The organism is Caulobacter sp. 1776 (genome assembly GCF_040545685.1).
In the GTDB taxonomy this organism is placed as follows: domain Bacteria; phylum Pseudomonadota; class Alphaproteobacteria; order Caulobacterales; family Caulobacteraceae; genus Caulobacter.
The window spans coordinates 393194-413523 of record NZ_JBEPMI010000002.1; the positions used below are offsets into that span (position 1 = coordinate 393194).

Genomic DNA, 20330 nt, shown 5'->3' on the forward strand with positions numbered 1-20330 from the left:
AATTCCACCAACCGCGTTGTCATCCCGGGCGAAGACCCGGGACCGCCAGAAATACCGGCGCTTGCCGCGATCCCGGCTCTACGCTGTGCTTCGGCCGGGATGACAGTCTAGTCGGCGTCGACATGGACCCTGCGGAACCGGCCCTGCAGATAGACCAGCGGCTCGTGGTCGGGGTCGTAGCGCAGCTTCACCACTCGCCCGACATAGACCCGGTGGTCGCCGGCGTCGAAGGCGTGGTGGGTCTCACACTCGAAATTGGCCATGCAGTTGGGCAGGATCGGCACGCCCGTGACCCAGGTCTCGGTGTCGATGCCGGCGAAACGATCGGTGTCCTTCTGCACGAACTGGCGGGCCAGCTGCTGGTGCTCGGCGTGCAGGACATTGACCGCCCAGCGGCCGGCCGTGTCCAGGGTCGGCAGGCTGGCCGACTTCAGGTCGACGCAGACCAGGGCCAACGGCGGGTCCAGCGACACCGAGGTGAACGAGTTGGCGGTCAGCCCAACCTTGCGGCCGTCCTCGCAGACCGTGGTGATCACGGTCACCCCAGTCGTGAAGCACCCGAAAGCATTGCGCAGAGCCCGGGCGTCGTGTTCGGCGCCCTCCCCCAGTTCGATCGTCACGGCTTTACTCATTGTCTAAGCAGTGAGGCAAAGCGCGGCGACGGGCAAGATCAGGCGTGCGGCGGCTCGACCAAAACCCCCGGCCGGCTCGCATCCAGACCAAAGGTGACCGGCAGGTGGCGCACGTGCGGCGTCTGCAGGCCCAAGGCCTTGGCCCCGCGCGCCACGGCCAGCTTGCCCAGGGCCGTCGGTCCGAAGCCGTCCTGGATGCGCGGCTTGGCGCCCAGGCGGCGGCGTAGCACGCCATTGGCGTAGATGACATTGGCCCGCAGCAGGGCCGGCGGGGTCATGAATTCGATCGAGATCGAGACATTCAGCATCGGGCCGTTCTCGATCCGGTGCGGGGCGTTCTGTTTCCAGGTGACCATGTTCCCGGGCGTCAGCTCGACGGCTTGCGCGCCGGCGTCCCAGGCGGGCTCGAACGCGAACTGTTCGGCGGTCTCGCGCAGCACGATCTTCTCCAGGGCCAGATCGCCGACATAGGGATCGGCCACCGGATAGACCCAGACCTTCTTCTGGCCGCGGATCTGCCACAGCGACACCAGCGGCACGTCGAGGTGGTAGAAGACCTGGGCGTTGGCGCTGCTGATCAGCATGCCGACGTCGCGCTTGAACGTGCGCAGACCCGGCACGTGGGCCTCCTTGTCGGCGAAGATCTCGTCGCTGAGGGCGGCGTATTCCGGCACGTGATCGTTGGTCTGGCGCAGGTTCAGCCAGATGCGGCCCGTCTTGGCGGCCTCCAGCAACTGGTCGCCAGTCAGGTTCCCCGCCGAGCCCTTGCGCCAGGTCGTCCAGGCCTTGGGATCCTCGCCCATGGTGAAGACGCCCAGCTTGTCGCGCGGATAGAGATCCAGCAGCCGCGCCAGGCCCTCGTCATTGAACATCGAACGCTCGTGCAGGGCGTGCTTGAACATCAGGTTCTCGCGGCCGAAGGCCTTGGCCTTGTCCGCCGTCCAGTCGGTGATCACGCTCACGCGGTCCTCCCGTAGAATTGGATCTTGAAGGGGCCCCACCAGAAGGTCTTGCCCAGGCCGCGCGCGGCGCGGTCCAGCCATTCGGCGCGGTCGCCCGCCCGGGTCAGCCATTTGAAGCCGGCGACCACGCCGAAGGCCAAGGCCTGGCCGACGCCGATGACCATCCAGCGGGCGACGCCCAGATAGTCGGCGGGCGCGGCGGCGGCGCAGTGCGAGCTCGGCCCCTGGCCGTACGCGAAGGCGCGAGCCAGGGTGTAGGAAAGGTTCAGGCGCGACGGAACGGGATCTTCCCAGACCCAGGCGGCCGGCTCCCAGGCGAAGCGCGCGCCGGCCGCGCCCATATGGCCGAACAGCATGTCGTCCTCGCCGCCAATGTGGTTGCGCTCGGCGCTGAACGGCGCGACCGGGTCTGGCAGGGCCGCCCGGCGGATCAGGCTGTCGCCGCAGCCGTAGTGGCGGTCCAGGATCTGGGCCTCGACGGGTCCTTCGCGCGAGAAGAAGCGCTCCAGATAGTCGCGATGTTCGACGATGTGATCGGGCGCGCGAGCCTTGACGGGACCGAACACCACATCGGCGTTGAAGCGCTCGCGGGCGGCCATCAGGGCCGACAGCCAGCCGGCCGGCGCCTCCTCGTCGTCGTCCAGGAAGGCGATCAGCTCGCCCGTGGCCTTGGCCATGCCGGCGTTGCGGGCATTGGCGACGCCTGGACGCGGCTCGTGGATATACAGAACCGGGAAGGGCGCGACCTTGGCCAGGTCATCGACGACGGGCTTGGCCGACGGGATCTGGTCGTTGTCGACGATCACCAGTTCCAGCTCGGCCCGGTCGACGCCGGTCTGGGCGAACACCGAACGCGCCGCGACGGCCAAGCCGTCCGGACGTCGCTGGGTCGGGATCATGATCGTCACGCGCGCCATCAGGCCTCCGGATGATCCCCCTGGCGGCGATGCGCCCGCGAGGCCACGGCCTCGACGAAGTCGCGCACGCGACCGCCCATGGTCAGCTCTGTGCTGGCGATAGCGTCCATCCGCCGCCGCAAGCGGCCCAGCGCGCCCTCGCCATGGGCGCCGGCCAGGTTCCAGACGCTTTCCATGGAATGGGCCATGCGTCCGCCCAGGCTGGCGGCCGTCGCGGCCCCCTCCCCGATCGTCACGGTGTTCAGGCCGTAGGCCCGCTTGTAGTGGTCGTGGCCCGGGCCGAGGTCGTAGCGGGTCAGGCCCAGCTCCGGCATGGCCGCGATGGCGCGCAGGAAGAAGATCTGGCCCGGCGACCAGGCCGCGTGCTCCGGGTTCGTCGAGGCGATCCACGGGTGATAGACCGCGCCCTGCCGGATGCCGAAGTGACCGCCCACCAGCGCGTCGCCGGCATAGAGGTTGATCATCAGGCCTCGGAAGTCGCCGTCGCGGCGCACGAACAGATCGGCCATCAGTTCGCGCGTCCAGTCGGCGCGCAGAAAGTCGTGGCCACCGGTGCGGGCCAGTTGGTCGCGCTTCCAGTCGATCAGCAGGTTGAAGGCCTCGCGCGACATGTCGCCGGCGACCAGGCGCACCGGCCCGACCTCGCGGCCCAGCTTGTTGTCCAGCCGGCGGTAGTTCTTGATCTTCTTGGGGCTCTCGGCGCGGATCGCCTCGAGATAGGCCTCGGCGGTCGTGCCGTTCAGATCGATGACATAGGCCGTGCGGTCGGTCTCGGGCGAAGCCGGGAACAGACGGTGCGGATCGATCAGGCCGGTGTAGCGGAACACCGAGATGTCGGCGGCGCGCAGAATGTCTTCCACCTTCAGTCCCGCATCGGGACGGCTGACCAGGCCGTGATAGTCGGACAGCGGCGAGCCGATCGGCCGCGCCAGGCCGCCGGGCCGACGGTGATAGGGCAGGAAGCCCAGCGTCTGACCCGCGCGACGGACCACCGCGACGCGTGCGTCTTCACGAACCTTTCCAACGGCTTGCGCGAAGTCAGGCCCCATCAGTGGATTGGCGAACCCCGCCTGCGCACCGGCGAGACTCCGCCACAACGCCGCCTCGTCGGCGCTCAGCAGGCTCGGGTGAAGGGTCTCGACGTCCAGCATGTCCACCTGTCCTACTCCGGCTCGGGTTAGGGAAAGATGGACCAAGGCCTGCAATCAGCGGGCCATGTGTGGGGAATCCGACGAACGGCCCGCCGGCCTATGCAAACGTCGTCTTGAGGATCTTCTCCAGCCATTCCTGATCGACGCGATCGAACGCGGCGGGCTTGTCGGAATCGACGTCGAACACGGCGATCAATTGGCCATCGGGGCCGAAGACCGGCACGACGATCTCGCTCCGCGAGCGGCTGTCGCAGGCGATGTGACCCGGAAAGGCGTGGACGTCCGGCACCAGCTGGGTCTGCCCCGTCGCCGCCGCCGCGCCACAGACGCCGCGTCCGTAGGCGATGCGCAAACAGCCCAGGGTGCCCTGATAGGGCCCGACCACCAACTCGCGATCCTTGGCGGGATCGACGACGTAGAAGCCGGTCCAGAAATAGTGGTCGAAGCTGTTGGCCAGCATCGAGGCCACCGTCGCCATGCGGGCGGTGACGTTGGGCTCGCCGTCCAGCACGGACGCGATCTCGTCGGCGACCTCGGCATAGCGGGTCGCCTTGTCGGCGGAGAGGGTGATGTCGTTGAACGCTTCGGCCATGGCGGGGATATAGCGCGGCTGGCGAAGGATGCGAGAGGACTCCGTCTTCGGATGGGGTTGCCGCGACCTAGCGACGGCGACGCCTAGAACTCCTCCCACTCCCCGGGCCGCGATCCCGGCGCGACCTTCAGCGCGCTGGAGCCTTGCACATACCGCTGCCGGAAGCTTTCCCGTGTCGGGGCCGCGACGGGACGCGGGGCCGGGGCCGCCGGACGGCGCTCCACGCGGGCCGGCATCTCGCGCGCCTCGGCGCCCACCTGGAAGCGAGCAATCAGGCGTTCCAGTTCGGCGGCCTCAGTGGAGAGGGCGTGGCTGGCGGCCGTCGACTGTTCGACCATGGCGGCGTTCTGCTGGGTGACCTGGTCCATCTGGTTCACGGCCTGGTTCACCTCGGCCAGGCCGACGGCCTGCTCCTTCGAGGACGAGGCGATCTCGCCGACCAGCTCGTTGATCTCGGCCACCTGGACCAGGATCTCGCGCAGGGTGTCGCCGGTTTCGCCGACCAGCTTGACGCCCTTGCCGACCTGTTGGGTCGAGGCGCTGATCAGGGTCTTGATCTCCTTGGCGGCGTCGGCCGAGCGCTGGGCCAGGGCCCGCACCTCCTGGGCGACGACCGCGAAGCCTCGGCCCGCCTCGCCGGCCCGCGCGGCCTCAACGCCGGCGTTGAGGGCCAGCAGGTTGGTCTGGAAGGCGATCTCGTCGATGACGCCGATGATTTGGGTGATCGACTGCGAGGACTTCTCGATGCCGCCCATGGCCTGGACGGCTTCCTGAACGACCGCGCCGCTGCGCTCGGCGGCGGCCTTGGCGCTGATTGTGACCTGGCGGGCCCGCTCGGCGCCTTCCGAACTGCGCTTCACCGTGGCGGTGATCTGGTCGAGGGCGGCGGCGGTCTGCTCCAGGCCGGCGGCCTGGCGCTCCGTACGCTGGGACAGGTCGTCGGCGGCGTGGCTGATCTCGGCGCAGCCGCCGCGGATGCTGCGGGCGGCGTTGAGGATGCCGGCCATGGTCGCCTGCAGGCTTTCGACGGCGGCGTTGAAGTCGCGCGGCATCTTGGCGGAGTCGCCAGTGAAGGCCTCCTCGCGCATGCGCCAGATCAGGTCGCCGTCGGCCAGACGCTCCATGCCCTCGCCGAGGCTGGCCACGGCCTTGGCCTGGGCGGCGGCGAAGGCTTGCGCCTCCTCGGCGTGGTGCTGGCGTTCGATCTCGGCGGCGGTGCGCTCGGCCTCCTGCTCGGCCCGGCGGCGCTGGCCGTCGGCCAGGTCGTGGCGGAAGCCGTCGAGGGCGCGGGCGATGGCGCCGATCTCGTCGCCGCCGTCGACGCCGGGCACGGCCTCGTCATAGCGGCCGGCGCTCAGCTTGTCGACGCTGCGGGTCAGGCCGGTCAGGGGTTGCTTGACCAGGGCGGCGCTGGCGAAGAACAGGGCGGCCAGCACGGCGGCGGTGATCACCAAGCCGCCGACGAACAGGATCTTGGCCAGACGGTCGGCCGGACCGGTGATGGCGGCCACCGGAACGTCCATCACCAGGGCCCAGGTGGTGTTCAGGGCCGGGATCGGCACGGGGCGAATGATGCGGGCCATCGGCACGCCATTGGCGACCACGCCCTTGACCTCGACGGACGCGCCGCCAGCCAGGACACTTTGCAGTTCGCCGGCGCCGACGTCGCCGTAGGCCTGCATACGCTTGGCCGGGTCCGGGTGGGCCACCCACTTGCCGGCCTGAGACAGCAGCATCACCCGGCCGCCGCCCAGCGGCTTCAAGGCGCCCAGGCTCTTGGAGACGCTGTCCAACGCCAGGTCCAGGCCCGCCACGCCGACGAACCGGCCGCTCGAGGTGACCGGATAGACGACCGAGGTCATCATCACCGTCTTGCCGGCCACGGTGTAGGGATAGGGTTCGACGATCGCCGCCTTGCCGGTCTGCTGCGGCACGGTGAAATAGGCCTCGGCGAAGTCGTCGGTCCCGTTCAGCGGCTCGAAGATCACCTTGGCGCCGTCGTGCACCCAGTAGGGCGTGAAGGCGCCGGCCTTGTTCGAGCCCGTCTCGACCTTGCCCGCGAACTCGGCGTCCTTGCCGTCGAAGTCCTTGGCCATGAACCAGCTGCCCAGCACCATGTCCGAGGACTCGGCGTTGGGCTTCAGCATGCCGACGACGGTCGCGCGGTCGGTCATGCCGGCCTCGTGGGCCGCGCCGATCGAGACGGCCATGGACCGCGCTGTCGACTGGACTTTGCCAAGGTCGGCCTGGACGCTCTGGATCGCGTCGTCGGCGACCGCGCCCGCATAGCGGTTGGTCAGGCCGGACACGATCGCGCTGGTGTGCGACGACACCGCGACGGCCGCGCCGATGAGCAGCAGGCCGATCGCCAAACCCGCCACCAGGATCAGTTTCCAGGCGATGGTCAATCGACGGAAGGCAGCCATTTCAAAGGTCTCCGGCCGCGAGGATGGCGGTTAACCAATCTCTCGCGACCGAGTCCTAAGCGGCCGTTAACTACGCCGTGGCGACGCGGACCTGCGACAATCCGCGCGCAGGAAGCGCCTACCTCACCGCGAAAAGCGGGCCTTCACGGGCGCATAGTTGTCCCAGACCTGGCCGTCGCTGACCGAGCGCAGCAGCTTGACGTATTCGGCGTGACTCCAGGCCAGGGGCGTGGCGGAGTCGGTGCCCTCGCCGCGCGCATAGCCGTGAGCACTCTGCTGGCCGACGCCATCCCAGACCTGCTCAGGGATTAGCAGGCCTTCATTGGCGAACAGCTCGATCGCCTTGACGTAGGTGTCGCGGATCTTCTTCAGCGCGGCGGCGTCCGGCTTGCCCGAGAGGCTAGCCAGGGCCAGCTCATAGTGACCGCGTTCGCCGGTGAAGATGGGCCACACCCGGCCGCGCTGCCCCGGCGCCATCTGGCCGCCCGCGCCGTAGTTGGCGCCGGTCTTGGTGTCCTCGCCATAGCCGTCGACGCCGTAGCGCCGCCAGCCGGGGAAGGTCCCGTCCACGCCGGGGAACTTGAAGCTGTAGCGGACGCGGTAGAGGTCCTCCATCGCCTCGTCGTCCAGCTTGGGCAGGGTCGCGACGATGGCCGGATCATCGGCGCGGCGCACGCCGTAGCGGACCAGCTCCAGGAAGCCGGCGTCCAGCATCCTGTCCTCGGGGACGGCCTGCTGGCCGTTGCGTTTCTCGACCGTGCTCTTGTTGTCGGGGTCCTGGTCGCTGTTGAGGCGCAGATAGTAGTGGCCGTCGCCGAGCGATCCCTTGGTCGTGACCATGCGGGCCTCGACCTTGCTCGAATAGTCGTCGGCGGTCTTGCGGTAGAGTTCCGCCGAGGCCTTGTCACCCGCCGCCTCGGCGACGTCGCCGGCGACGACCAGGCCCGCGATCACGGCGGCGGTCGTCGAGGGCGAATAGCCGCCCTGCTCTTCCCAGCGCTCCTGCTGGGTGAACGGCGGGGTGACGGTGTTGTGGTTCCAGCCCAGATCGACCTTGCCGCCCCTGACCAGGAAGTCGGCGGCGGGCTTCAGCATCGTGCCGTAATAGGCCTTCAGCTCGGCCTCGGGCAGCCAGCCCAGCTTCCAGAGCTTCCAGCCCAGCATGATCGGCATGGCTGTCTGGTCCAGCTGGACGCCGACCCATTCGGGCGTGCCGTCGACGTGCGACTTCTGCAGGAACCAGCCGCCGTCGCCCTTGTTGCCGGGCGTTTTGGGTCCGACCTGCACGGTCGGCAGGTAGTGGAAGGCGGCCAGCGGCGTCTGCTTGTCGCCCAGCGCCGCCAGCGCCATGGCGCACTGGTAGAAGTCGCGCGGCCACACGGCCTTGTAGCCGGTCGAGGACTGGGTGGCGTCGACCGTGTCGCCCCAGGGGTTCGACAGCGAGGCGATCAGGGCGCCGGCGTGGGTGCGATCCTCCTGGACCTTCAGCATCAGGGCCGAGGCCTGGACCAGCTTGCCGCCGTCCTCGGACGCTTCGCGCAAGCGCGGCAGCTCGGTCAGCGACGCCAGATAGTCCTCCCAGCCCACCCGCGCGCCCTCGCCGTTGTAGCGCGCCAGCACCTCGGCATAGCCGGTCTTCAACGAGGCCGCGGCCGCCCCGTCGGCGGTCTTGGCGTTTGGACCGAAGCCGATGGCGAAATCGAAGGTCGCTTCCTTGGCCACGGTGGGCAGTTGGCCGGCTAGGACGATCGCGCCCTTGGCGGAGGTCGTCGCGGCCTTCAGGCCGGCCAGGGCGTCGCCGTCCTTCAGGATGCTGGCCGACGCCTTGGCGAACGGCTTGGACCCCTTCAGGCTCAGGAATGCCCTGCCCTCGAAGGCGGTCAGGGCGGTGGTCGAGGCCGCGCCGGCGTCGCCGCCGCCGGTGTTGGCCATGTGTGGCTCCAGCACCAGGGTCGGGGTCACCGGGCCCTTCAGCGCCTTGACCGTCACGCGCACGAAAAGGGCGTTGCGGTCGGGATCGGTGAAGATCCGCTTCTCGATGACGAAGCGGCCCTGCTTGTCGGTGGTGGTGATCTTATAAGCTGGAGACAGCGGCCGGCCGGCGGCGTCGACGTGCAGATATTCGGTCTTGGACGTGGTGTCCGCGCCCTCGACCGCCAGGCCGGTCGCGGTCTGCACCGCGATGCGCATCTGCTTGATCTGGGCCTCGTGGATCAGGCCGTACATGGTCTCGGTCAGCACGCCGTCGGCGATCGAGAACCAGACCTTGGACACCGCCCCGGTCTTGCCGCCGGCCTTGTAGACCCCGTCGACATAGGCCTCGTACGACGCGCCGACGCCGGTCTTGGCGGAATAGGCCCAGGTGGTCGGCGCGGCTTGAGCTCCGTGTGGCGCGGCGCCGGCGGCGAGCATGGCGGCAGAGGCCAGGGCGAGGGTTTTCAGGGTCGTCATGGATACGGCCTCGTCAGACTTTCGCGCCGTCGGGCGCGAGCAGGAATTTCAGGGGAATGGGCAGGCGCGCCCGCCAGGCGGCCTCGTTGTGGGTCGCGCCGGGATACGAGCGGCTGAGGATGTCGCGGCCCTGGACATAGCCCTTGGCGGCGTAGAGCGCGTCGACGTGGGCCTGGTACGGCGCATAGGCCGCGTCGAGCCCGACCGTGCCGCCGTCGAAGTACCAGCGGCAAGCGTTCCGGCTTCCGGCGCGCGGCAGACGCTTGCCGAGATAGTCGGACAGGGCCTGGAAGATGTCGGCCTTCCAGACGTCGGCGGGCACGCCGCCCGCGTTGCCGACGCCCAGCGGCCAATGGATCGACACGCAGCCGACCTGACCGAACACGTCCGGCCGCTTCATGCCGGCATAGAACGAGATCAGCCCGCCCATGCTGGAGCCCATGGTCGACGTGAACCGGCGCTGCGGTCGCGTGCGATAGGTCTTGTCGATGAACGGCTTCAGCTCGTCGCACAGGAACGACAGGTAGTCGTCGCCCTGCAGCGGGAAGTGGGTCTCGGCCGCGAGGCCGCCGCGGGTCGGGTGCCGGACGGTGTCGAACAGATCGGTCGGGGCGTATTCGCTGTAGCGCTTCTTGGTGTTCCAGACCCCGACCACGATGGTCGGCGGGACCTCGTCGCGCAGCATCATGCCCGACAGCACCTCGTCGACGCCCCATTCGCCGAACGGCGCGGTGGCCGGGTCGAACAGGTTCTGGCCGTCGTGCATGTAGAGGACGCTGTAGCGCCCTTGCCCGGCGTCGTAGCCTGGCGGCAACCAGACGCTGACCTTACGCGGATCGACGTGCTTGGATGTCATGCTCTCGTAGTGGACGACGCGGCCGATAAAGACGTCGGCGCGGGCGGTCGTGGCCAGGCCCGCGGCCGAGAGCGCGAGGAAAAGACGCCGATCCATCAGCGCTTGTCCTCGACCACGAAGGTCGCCGCGGCGGCGATCGCGAACGAGGCCGCGCCCAGCACGAGGGCGAAGATCGCCTGGCCGCCGAAGAAGGTCTTCAGCAGCAGGCCCAGCACCGTCGCCGCCAAGAGCTGCGGGATGACGATGAAGAAATTGAAGATGCCCATATAGACGCCCATCTTCCGCGCCGGCAGGGCTCCTGCCAGGATCGAATACGGGGCCGACAGGATCGAGCTCCAGGCGAAGCCGACGCCGATCATGCCGATCCACAACAGGCCGGGCTCGCGGATCAACAGGAACGAGAGCAGGCCCAGCGCGCCAAGTCCCAGGCAGACGGCGTGGCTGATCCGGCGGTTGGTGGCCTGGACCATCAGCGGGATGACCAGCGCCGCCAGGGCCGCGACGCCGTTGTAGACGGCGAACAGCACGCCGACCCAGTCCGCGCCCGTGTTGTAGGCCTTGGACGCTGCGTCGGTGGCGTGGAAATGGACCGTGGCCACGGCCGGGGTGGTGTAGATCCACATGGCGAACAGGCCGAACCACGAGAAAAACTGCACCACCGCAAGCTGGCGCATGGTCCGGGGCATGCGGAAGAAGTCCTCCAGCACCTCGGAAAAGCCGTTCCGGGTCGCGCCGCGCCGCTTGAGGCGCACCCCGACGATCCCGGCCGCGCCGAACACGGCCAGCAGGCCGGCCAGGACGTAGAGTTCCTTCTCCAGCTTCGCGCCCCAGACGACCAGGGCCAGGGCCGCGCCGCCCAGCAGGCCGCCGGCGGCCAGGCCGAAATAGGCGTTGACCGAGGGTTCAGGCTCTTCGTGCGGCTGGTAGCCGCTTTCGGCGCGTTCGGCGGTCTCGAAGGCTTCCAGCTGGTCGGGGCTGTATTCCTGGGTCGTGAAGACGGTCCACAGCACCGACAGCAGAAGGCCCGCGCCGCCGGCGTAGAAGGCGATGCGCACCGCGTCGGGGATCTGGCCCGCCGGCGCGGTGTTCGACACGTGCAGCCAGTTGGTCAGCATCCACGGCAGGGCCGACGCCAGCACCGCGCCCAGGCCGATGAAGAAGCTCTGCATGGCGTAGCCGGCGGCCCGCTGCTCATCGGGCAGGTTGTCGCCGACGAAAGCTCGAAACGGCTCCATGGTGATGTTGATCGAGGCGTCCATCAGCCAGAGCGCGCCGGCCGCCACCCACAGCGCCGGCGCGTTCGGCATCACGAACAGCGCCAGGGTGGTGAGGATCGCGCCCCAGAAGAAGTACGGCCGCCGTCGGCCCAGACGCCCCCAGGTCTTGTCGCTGAGATGGCCGATGATCGGCTGGACGAGCAGGCCCGTGGCCGGCGCGGCGATCCACAGGATCGCCAGGTGGTTCACGTCGACGCCGAGGGTCTGGAAGATGCGGCTGGTGTTGGCGTTCTGCAGGCCGAAACCGATCTGGATTCCGAAGAAGCCAAAGCACATGTTCCAGATCTGCAGGAACTTCAGCCTCTGCCTGGCCATGGATCCTCCGCCCCGCTCCGACCGCCGGTTGCCCCGGCTGGTTCGCAAGTTTTTTCATAAACTGACGCAGCACGCATTTGCGCACGCGCCGCAGCGGGGCGCAACGATAAATCCATGCCTGATTGGCGTTATCGACTGGACCTTCCTTTGATGACGGCCAACGGACGCTCGATAGCGCGGCGAGGTCATCGCGAATCTTTGCAAGAGTTTTCAGCGCTGATTTTTCACCCCACGCCGCTTGCAAACCTGGCCGAACGGCGCCTTATGGGCGACTGAAAAAGTTTGCAGAAATCTTTGCAACGACAACCTAGGGCGGGGACTCACAAGGTGACCAAGGGGGCGACGCGACTGGAGGACCTGGCCAAGCTGGCGGGCGTCTCGATCTCGACCGCGTCGCGGGCCCTCAACGACAGCCCGGCCGTCAACAAGCGCACCAAGCAGCTGATCTGGAAGCTGGCGCGCGAGATGGACTATCCGTTCCGCCGCTACATGCCCGCCGGTCCGATCGGGGCCGAGGCGACGATCGCCATTGTCACCCCTCGCCCTCAGGGTCGTGGCAGCAGCATGTCGGATCCGTTCTTCCTGGAGCTGCTGGCCGGCGTCGGCGAGGCCGCCCGAGAACGAGGCTGCGACGTGATCCTCAGCCATATCGCCCCGACCAATTTCGAGGATTTGTCGGCGGCCATGACCACCAGCCGGGCCGAGGGCGTGATCTTCCTGGGCCAGAGCTCGCTGCACGCGGCCTTCAATCGCCTGGCCGAGACCGAGAATCGCTTCGTGGTCTGGGGCGCCCAGCTGCCGGACCAGAACTATTGCTCGGTTGGCTCGGACAACGTGATGGGCGGCCGCCGCGCCACGCTCCACCTGCAGCGCCTGGGCCGCAAGCGCATCGTCTTCCTCGGCGACACCGAGGCCCCCGAGGCGATGCAGCGCCATCGCGGTTACCTCGACGCGCTGGAGCACGCCAAGCTGGGCGTCGATCCCGACCTGATCGTGCCCGCCCACTTCGAGGTCGAGTCCGCCGAGGCCGCCGTCGACAGCCTGATCCACCACGACGTCAAGTTCGACGGCGTCGTCGCCGCGTCCGACCTGATCGCGCTGGGCGCCATGCGGGCGCTGAAGCACGCGGGTCTGTCCGTGCCCGGCGACGTCTCGGTCATGGGCTTCGACAACGTGCCGTTCAGCCGCTACGCCAGCCCGGCGCTCTCGACCATCGCTCAGGACACCAACAAGGCCGGGCGGCTGATGGTGTCCAAGCTGCTCGACAGCGGCGAACGGGCCAGCCGGTCCGAGCGCGTGCCGACGGATCTGATCATTCGGGAGAGCTGTGGAGGCTGAAGCCTCATCTTGCATCCGTCGCGGGACAAGGCTCACCCTACCGCCCCTGGGGTGAGAGACTCATGATGCTCAAGTCCGATCTCGAGGCAGCCGTAAGCAAGGTCCCGGCGGTCACGCTGGGCTTCTGGGTCATCAAGGTGCTGGCCACGACGCTGGGCGAGACTGGCGGCGACACCCTGAGCATGACCTTCGCGTTCGGCTATCTCGTCAGTTCCGCCATCTTCCTCGCGCTGCTCCTGGCGCTGGCCGCCGGCCAGATCGCCGCGCGGCGCTTCCACCCGTTTCTCTACTGGGCGACGATCATCGCCTCGACCACGGCCGGCACGACCATGGCCGATTTCGCCACGCGCTCGCTGGGGATCGGCTACGCCGGCGGCTCCTTGCTGCTGCTGACCTGCGTGGCGACCTCGCTGACGGCCTGGCGATTGACCCTCGGCGCGATCGACGCGGACGACATCCATTCGCGCAGGGCCGAGATCTTCTATTGGATCACGATCACGTTCTCCCAGACGCTGGGGACGGCCCTAGGCGACTGGACGGCAGACCAGGCGGGCTTGGGCTATGTCGGCGCCGCACTGATCTTCGCCGGTATGCTGGCGATCGTCGCCGCGCTGTATTTCAGGACCCAGGTCAGCCGGATCATCCTCTTCTGGATCGCCTTCATTCTGACCCGACCGCTCGGCGCGGCCGTCGGAGACTTCCTGGACAAGCCCCGCGACCATGGCGGCCTGGCGCTCAGCCGGCCGATCGCCTCGGCGGCGCTGGCCGCGGCGATCGCTTTGCTGATCATCGCCTTACCGCAGCGAAGCGGGCGGCACGCGGCCGAGCCGGCGGCCTAGGCGCGCCGCGCGATCAACCCCGCGCACGGCGGCATCTCACCGTCCCCGGCCAGGTTGACGCCATCCACTAGCGCCCAGCCGTCCGGCAGCGACCAGGTCACCGTCTCGTGGCCGAGATTGAAGGCCAGCAGCACCGCGTCCGCCCCCTCCCCGCGCTGGAAGATCAGCAGCGGACTGTTGGTGTCCACGAAGCTGATCGCGCCGGTGCGCAACGCGGCATAGGCTTTGCGCAGCCCGATCAGGCGACGCGCGACATGCAGGGTCGAGGCCGGATCGGCCTCCTGCGCGTCGACCGCCAACGCCTGGTGTTCGGGATCGACCGGCAGCCACGGCTCCACCACCGAGAAGCCGGCGTTCAGCGCGTGGGCCGTCCACGGCATCGGCGTGCGGGCCCCGTCGCGGCCCAGCGTCTGGGGCCAGTTGGCGATGGCTTCGGGATCCTGCAGGCGCTCGAACGGCACATTGGCCTGAGGCAGGCCCAGCTCCTCGCCCTGATAGACGAAGACGTTGCCGCGCAGGCCCATCAGCAGCAGCAGGCACATCTCGGCGAAGGCCTTGCGGTCGCGGCCCTCGGCCCAGCGCGACACCGCGCGCGGGGCGTCGTGGTTCGAGAAGGTCCAAGAGGGCCACCCCTCCCCGTCTTCGCCGGGCCACATGTCCGCGCCGCGCGGGATCATGTCGCCGGTCAGCTTATCGGCGTAGAGATAGAGGAAGCCGTAGGCGCTGTTCAGGCGGTCGTTTCCGGCCGTGAACAGCTTCATCTCGCGGTCGGCATGGTCGCCGCCCACTTCGGCCACCGAGAATCGTCCGCCCGCCGCGTCCGTCAGCGCCCGCAGGCGGCTGAGGAACTTCGGGATGTCGGCGTGGCTCTGGTTGTGGATCTTGTCCTGGAAGTCGAACGGCCGCGTGCGCTTACCGCCCGGCGGCAGTGGCGGATTGTCGGTGAACGCCGGGTCGTGCATCGAGAAGTTGATGGCGTCGAAGCGGAAGCCGTCCACGCCCTTGTCGATCCAGAACTGGGTGACGGCTAGGAGCGCCTCCTGGACCGCCGGATTGTGCAGGTTCAGCTGCGGCTGGCTGCTGAGGAAGTTGTGCATGTAGTACTGGCCGCGGCGGGCGTCCCAGGTCCAGGCCGGGCCGCCGAACACCGACTGCCAATTGCTGGGCGGGCTGCCGTCCGGCTTGGCGTCGGCCCAGACGAACCAGTCGGCCTTGGCGTTCGTCCGGTCCTGACGGCTTTCCGTGAACCACGGGTGCTCGTCCGAGGTGTGCGAGAAGACGAGATCGATGATGATCTTCAGGTCCAGCGCGTGGGCCTTGGCGATCAGGGCGTCGAAATCGGCCAGGGTCCCGAAGATCGGATCGACGTCGCGATAGTCCGAGACGTCGTAGCCGAAATCCTTCATCGGCGAGGTGAAGAACGGCGACAGCCACACCCCGTCGACGCCCAGCGAGGCGATGTGATCCAGATGCGCCGTGACGCCCGGCAGGTCGCCGACGCCGTCGCCGTTCGAGTCGGCGAAACTGCGCGGATAGACCTGATAGATGACCGCGCCGCGCCACCATTCGGCGTTCATCGACGTCTCCACACCGGGCCGAACAAGAACTTCAACTGTCACTATCGTCCCTCGGAAACGCAAATCATGTAGTCGAGCGGCTTTAGCTCGATGGAATAGCTGCCCGGCGCGCCAGCCGTCGCGGCGCAGGCGCCGTGCAGGGACCGCCAGGCCACGGAGCGCGCCTCGACCGGGACATTGGCCTTGATCGGCTTGTCGCCCGTATTGAACACGGCCAACGCCTCGGTCTTGTCCAGAAGGCGCGAGAACGCCAGTAGGCCGGGCTTGTCGCTGGCGGCGCGGACCACCTGACGGCCGTCGCGCAGGGCCGGCGTGGCGACGCGCAGCTTCGCAAGCTCGGCGATGCGCCGGTAGAGGACGCCGTCCGTCCTGAACGCCGAGAACGGTCCCTTGGCGCTGGAGCCGACCAAGCGATTGTCGTTGTAGCTGGCGACCTGGCTTTCGAACATGTCCTCGCGGCTGTCGGAATAGTCGCCGTCGCCGGTGAAGCCCTGCTCGTCGCCGTAGTAGATCGTCGGCGCGCCGCGCGCGGTCAGCATCAGGGCGTTGGCCAGGGCGACGCGGGCCAGAAGCTCGTCGTCGCCGATCCCCGGCCTGGCTTTCAGCACGAACCAGCCGATCCGTCCCATGTCGTGATTGCCGAGGAAGGTCGGCAGCTGCCGCGCGGTGGCCTCGCCGCCCTCGTAAACGGCGTCGCCGGCGAAGACCGTGGCCAGGCGGTCGGTCCCGCTCCGCGCGATGGCGACGTCGGTCGCGGCCGACTGGAAGGCGAAGTCCAGCACCGCCGGCAGCTTGTCCACGCGGGTGTGGCGCGCCAGGGCGGCGACATCGGGATCGAACACCTCGCCGAAGATGTGGAAGTTCGGGATCCCCTTGGCCTTGGCGCGGGCCAGCATGGCCGGAACGAAGGCCTGCCAGAACTCCGGGTTCACGTGGCGGGCGGTGTCGATGCGGAAGCCGTCGATGCCGAACTGGTCGATCCAGGCGCCGTAGACCTCGATGAAACCCGCCACCACGCGCGGGTTCTCGGTGAAGACATCGTCCAGGGTCGCGAAGTCGCCCAGCAGCGAGCTCTCGCCGGCGAAGGTGCTGTCACCGCGGTTGTGGTAGTAGATCGGGTCGTTCAGCCAGTCCGGTTTCTTGACGTGCTCCTGGCCCGCCGGGACGAACGGCGTGTAGGCCCAGTCGCTCCGCTTGAGCTTGCTGAAGTCCTTGCCGTCGAAGCCGTCGTTGATCGGCGCGCCATCCACGCCCCCCTTGCGGACATAGGGGTAGTCGGCGACGCCGCGATAGGCGCAGCGGCTGTCCGGACATTCCTTGTACTGGATGACATCGGCCGTGTGGTTCACGACGATGTCCATGTAGACCTTCATGCCCCGGGCATGGGCCGCGTCGACCAGGGCCTTGAAGTCGGCCCTGGTTCCCAGATGCGGATCGACGTCGGTGAAGTCGGTGATCCAGTAGCCGTGGTGCGCCGCGGACTCGTGACCCGGCGGGCCTTGCACGGCGCGATTGGTGAAGATCGGCGCCAGCCATACGGCCGTCGCGCCCAGGCCCTGGATGTAGTCCAGGCGCTTGGTGACGCCCTTGATGTCGCCGCCATGATAGAAGCCCGCCCGCGTCGGGTCGAAGCCGTCGACCAGGGGACCGCCCCTCAGGCCGCCGTGGTCGTTGGCCGCGTCGCCATTCTCGAAGCGGTCGGGCAGGACGAAGTAGATCACCTCGTCCTGGGGCTTGCGTTGCAGGTAAGGCGCGGGAGCGGCGGAAGCGGCCGTCGCCGGCGCGCCCATGTTCAGCGCGCTTAAGGCCGTCATGGCCAACAGCGTCCGTCGCCAGGGCGTCAAGGCCGACATCGCTCCCCTCCCGAAGGCGGCCTCGATTCACCGGGCCGCCATTGCAATTGTTTGCAAGAATTTGCAGAACCAATGACGCGCTGTCAATCCGTCGACTTGGCGTGATTTGCATAGCCCAACAGCCGATTTCGCATGTCCATGTGGCGCAAGGAAGCCACACCGGAGGCCATTTTGCGCATTTCCGCACCCTCGCAATCAGCGATTTGCAATTTTTTGGGTTGATTACACGCCGTTAATTTGCGGTAGTTTGCAGCAACGGCCCGATCGCAAGTTTGCAAGAGCGCAGAGCCGGACAGGGAGGGAGACTTCATGAGCACTCAATTTTCGCGCCGTCGCGCCTGGCTGATGGCCGGCGGGGCCACGGGCCTGGCGCTGGCGTTCGCCGTGACCGGTTCGGCTCAGGCGCAGACCGCCGCTCCAGCCACGCAGGACGACTCGAAGGTCGAGGAGATCGTCGTCACCGGCATCCGTCGCGGCATCGAAGGCGCGATCACGCTGAAGAAGAGCTCGACCTCGATCGTCGAGGCGGTCTCGGCCGAAGACATCGGCAAGCTGCCGGATGTGTCGATCGCCGAGTCGATCGCCCGCCTCCCCGGCCTGACCGCCCAGCGCCTCGACGGCCGCGGGCAGGTCATCTCGATCCGGGGCTTGGCCCCCGACTTCACCACCGCCCTGCTGAACGGCCGCGAGCAGGTCTCGACCGGCGACAACCGCGGCGTCGAGTTCGACCAGTATCCGTCGGAACTGCTGAGCGCCGTCGTGGTCTACAAGACCCCGGACGCCGGCCTGATCGGCCAGGGCCTGGCCGGCACCGCCGACATGCGCACCGTCCGACCGCTGGCCTTCGGCAAGCGCGCCTTCGCGGTCGGCGCTCGCTACGAGTGGAACGACATCGGCGCCCTGAACGCCGGCACCAAGGCGCACGGCAACCGCCTGTCGATCTCGTACATCGACCAGTTCATGGACGGTAAGCTGGGCTTGGCCCTGGGTTACGCCCACATGGAGTCGCCTTATCAGGCCGAGCGCTGGAACGCCTGGGGCTATCCCACCGACGCGGCCGGCAACCTGGTGATCGGCGGCGCCAAGCCGTACGTGCAGTCGAGCATGCTGAAGCGCGACGGCGTCATCGGCGTCCTGGAATTCGCGCCCACCGACAACTTCACCTCGTCGCTGGACGTCTTTTATTCGGAATTCAAGAACCACCAGATCCAGCGCGGCATCGAACTGCCGCTGGTCTGGGGCGGTGTGCCGCTGACGGGCGCCCAGGCCTCGGGCGGCTTCGTCAACAGCGGGACGTTCAACGGCGTCAAGGGCGTGGTCCGCAACGACGGCAACGATCGTGACGCCACGATCAAGTCGGTCGGCTGGAACAACAAGCTTCAGGTCGGCGACGCCTGGACCCTGGTCAGCGACCTGTCCTACTCCAAGGTCGAACGCACCGACCAGATCGTCGAGAGCTATTCGGGCACTGGCCGCTCGGGGACGGGCGCCACCGACAACATGACGTTCACGATGAACGACGACGGCGTGGCGATCTTCAAATCGACCCTGAACTACGCCGACGCCAGCCTGATCAAGCTGACCAGCCCGCAAGGCTGGGGCAGCGACATCATCACCGGCGGCCAGGACGGCTATCTGAACCAGCCGACCATCGAGGACGAGCTGAAGGCGATCCGCCTGTCGGCCACTCGCGCCCTGGACGACGGCCTGTCGTCGTTCGAGGTCGGTTTCAACTACAGCGAACGCTCCAAGGGGCTGGTCAACGACGAATGGTTCCTGCGCGTGAAGGGCTCGCCCGCCAGCGTCGCGATCCCGTCGTCGGCCATCGTCGGCACGACCTCGCTGGCCTTCATCGGCATCCCGGGCATGGTCAGCTACGACCCGTTCGCGCTGATCAAGGGCGGCGCGTACGATCTGGTCCGCAACCCGAACGCCGACGTGCTGGTCAAGAGCTGGGACGTCGAGGAAAAGGTCGCGATCGGCTATGTGAAGGCCAATATCGACGCCGCCGTCGGCAGCGTGCCGGTCACCGGCAACTTCGGCTTCCAGATCGTCCACACCGACCAGAGCTCGACCGCCCTGGGCGCCAGCGGCACGGGGACGGGCGTGACCCGCGCCAACCTGTCGGGCGGCAAGAAGTACGTCGACTTCCTGCCCAGCGTGAACCTGCGGTTCCAGCTCCCCAACGAGCAGAGCCTGCGCTTCGCCGTCGCTCGCACCCTGGCCCGTCCGCGGATGGACCAGATGCGCGCGTCGAAGACCTTCAGCTTCGATCCGGCCAAGGCCAACAACACCAACATCAACTTCTCGCCGTGGAGCGGCACGGGCGGCAATCCCGAACTCGAGCCCTGGCGCGCCGACGCCTACGACGTGTCGTACGAAAAGTACTTCGGCCGTCAGGCCTATATCTCGCTGGCCGCCTTCTACAAGGACCTGAAGACCTACGTTTACGATCAGAGCGTCGTGTTCGACTTCACCGGCTTCCCGACCGGCGGCAACCCCGAGCCGGCGACCCGCCAGGGCCTGGTGACGACGCCGCAGAACGGCAAGGGCGGCGTGGTCAAGGGCGTCGAGTTCGCCGCCTCGCTGCCGGGCGCGTTGCTGACCCCGATGCTGGACGGCTTCGGCGCCACCTTCAGCGCCTCGTACACCGACAGCTCGATCCAGCCCAACCCCAGCGACAAGACCGCCCCGATCCCGGGCCTGTCGAAGACCGTCGGCAACCTGACCGTCTACTATGAGAAGAACGGCTTCTCGTTCCGGGTCAGCGACCGCTATCGCTCGAAGTTCCTGGGCGAGGTCTCCGGCTTCGGCAACGGCCGCAACTACCGGATGGTCAAGGGCGAGTCCGTGGTCGACAGCCAGGTCGGCTACACCTTCAGCGACGGCCCGATGAACGGCCTGTCGCTGCTAGCCCAGGTCAACAACCTGACCAACGAGCCCTTCGTGACCTACCAGAACAACGATCCGCGTCAGGTCATCGACTACCAGAACTACGGCCGCACCTTCCTGGTGGGCCTGAACTACAAATTCTAGTCGCGAACCTTCCCCAAGGCCTGCAGCACCCCTGTCGGATCCATCCGGCAGGGGTTCTTTTTGCATCGGGCCGGGCCGCTTCAAGCTCTCTTTAGAATTGAGCCCGAT

General features: G+C 67.8%; 13 protein-coding genes and 1 pseudogene. 3 read left to right on the plus strand and 11 right to left on the minus strand.

Annotated features, from left to right (window positions below; genetic code table 11):
* Nucleotides 1–107: 107 nt before the first annotated feature.
* From ABIC66_RS07275 to ABIC66_RS07315, 9 genes are all read right to left on the minus strand, one after another.
* The gene (locus ABIC66_RS07275) at nucleotides 108–632 is read right to left on the minus strand and encodes a flavin reductase family protein (protein ID WP_354068961.1); all 525 of its coding nucleotides are present in this window, start codon (nucleotides 630–632) and stop codon (nucleotides 108–110) included.
* 38 nt (nucleotides 633–670) lie between these two features.
* Nucleotides 671–1705 carry a hypothetical protein gene (locus tag ABIC66_RS07280; protein ID WP_354068963.1) on the minus strand — a complete coding sequence of 345 codons (1035 nt, stop codon included), beginning with the start codon at nucleotides 1703–1705 and terminating at the stop codon, nucleotides 671–673.
* Nucleotides 1591–2511 (minus strand): glycosyltransferase, encoded by a 921-nt coding sequence (locus ABIC66_RS07285; protein ID WP_354068965.1) that lies wholly within the window; start codon nucleotides 2509–2511, stop codon nucleotides 1591–1593. The genes ABIC66_RS07280 and ABIC66_RS07285 overlap by 115 nt, the downstream gene beginning before the upstream one ends.
* Nucleotides 2511–3662 (minus strand): GNAT family N-acetyltransferase, encoded by a 1152-nt coding sequence (locus ABIC66_RS07290; protein ID WP_354069389.1) that lies wholly within the window; start codon nucleotides 3660–3662, stop codon nucleotides 2511–2513. Before ABIC66_RS07290 ends, ABIC66_RS07285 begins: the two co-directional genes overlap by 1 nt.
* A 97-nt stretch (nucleotides 3663–3759) precedes the next feature.
* Nucleotides 3760–4254, minus strand: a complete 495-nt coding sequence (gene msrC / locus ABIC66_RS07295) for a free L-methionine (R)-S-oxide reductase MsrC (RefSeq protein WP_354068967.1) — start codon at nucleotides 4252–4254, stop codon at nucleotides 3760–3762.
* 83 nt (nucleotides 4255–4337) lie between these two features.
* Nucleotides 4338–6680 (minus strand): methyl-accepting chemotaxis protein, encoded by a 2343-nt coding sequence (locus ABIC66_RS07300; protein ID WP_354068969.1) that lies wholly within the window; start codon nucleotides 6678–6680, stop codon nucleotides 4338–4340.
* A gap of 123 nt (nucleotides 6681–6803) precedes the next feature.
* Entirely contained in the window at nucleotides 6804–9131 is a 2328-nt protein-coding gene (locus tag ABIC66_RS07305) for a glucan 1,4-alpha-glucosidase (protein WP_354068971.1), read from the minus strand.
* A 13-nt stretch (nucleotides 9132–9144) separates the two neighbouring features.
* A complete protein-coding gene (locus ABIC66_RS07310) occupies nucleotides 9145–10083 on the minus strand; it encodes an alpha/beta hydrolase (RefSeq protein WP_354068973.1) in 939 nt (312 codons plus the stop codon).
* Entirely contained in the window at nucleotides 10083–11579 is a 1497-nt protein-coding gene (locus tag ABIC66_RS07315) for an MFS transporter (protein WP_354068975.1), read from the minus strand. The genes ABIC66_RS07310 and ABIC66_RS07315 overlap by 1 nt, the downstream gene beginning before the upstream one ends.
* Before the next feature lie 238 nt (nucleotides 11580–11817).
* On the opposite strand from ABIC66_RS07315, the pseudogene ABIC66_RS07320 reads away from it, so the two are divergent.
* Together ABIC66_RS07320 and ABIC66_RS07325 are read left to right on the plus strand one after the other, a co-directional pair.
* Nucleotides 11818–12917: pseudogene (locus tag ABIC66_RS07320) on the plus strand (LacI family DNA-binding transcriptional regulator).
* A gap of 62 nt (nucleotides 12918–12979) precedes the next feature.
* Nucleotides 12980–13756, plus strand: a complete 777-nt coding sequence (locus ABIC66_RS07325; RefSeq protein WP_354068977.1) for a COG4705 family protein — start codon at nucleotides 12980–12982, stop codon at nucleotides 13754–13756.
* Here ABIC66_RS07325 and ABIC66_RS07330 read toward each other — a convergent pair.
* Both ABIC66_RS07330 and ABIC66_RS07335 read right to left on the minus strand, forming a co-directional pair.
* A complete protein-coding gene (locus ABIC66_RS07330) occupies nucleotides 13753–15396 on the minus strand; it encodes an alpha-glucosidase (RefSeq protein WP_354068979.1) in 1644 nt (547 codons plus the stop codon). The two genes, ABIC66_RS07325 and ABIC66_RS07330, sit on opposite strands and share 4 nt — an antisense overlap.
* Nucleotides 15375–17186, minus strand: coding sequence for an alpha-amylase family glycosyl hydrolase (locus tag ABIC66_RS07335; RefSeq protein WP_354068981.1), 1812 nt, complete (start codon nucleotides 17184–17186; stop codon nucleotides 15375–15377). The genes ABIC66_RS07330 and ABIC66_RS07335 overlap by 22 nt, the downstream gene beginning before the upstream one ends.
* Before the next feature lie 309 nt (nucleotides 17187–17495).
* Here ABIC66_RS07335 and ABIC66_RS07340 point away from each other — a divergent pair, with 309 nt between their 5' ends.
* Nucleotides 17496–20222, plus strand: coding sequence for a TonB-dependent receptor (locus ABIC66_RS07340; protein ID WP_354068983.1), 2727 nt, complete (start codon nucleotides 17496–17498; stop codon nucleotides 20220–20222).
* The last annotated feature ends 108 nt before the right edge of the window (nucleotides 20223–20330 follow it).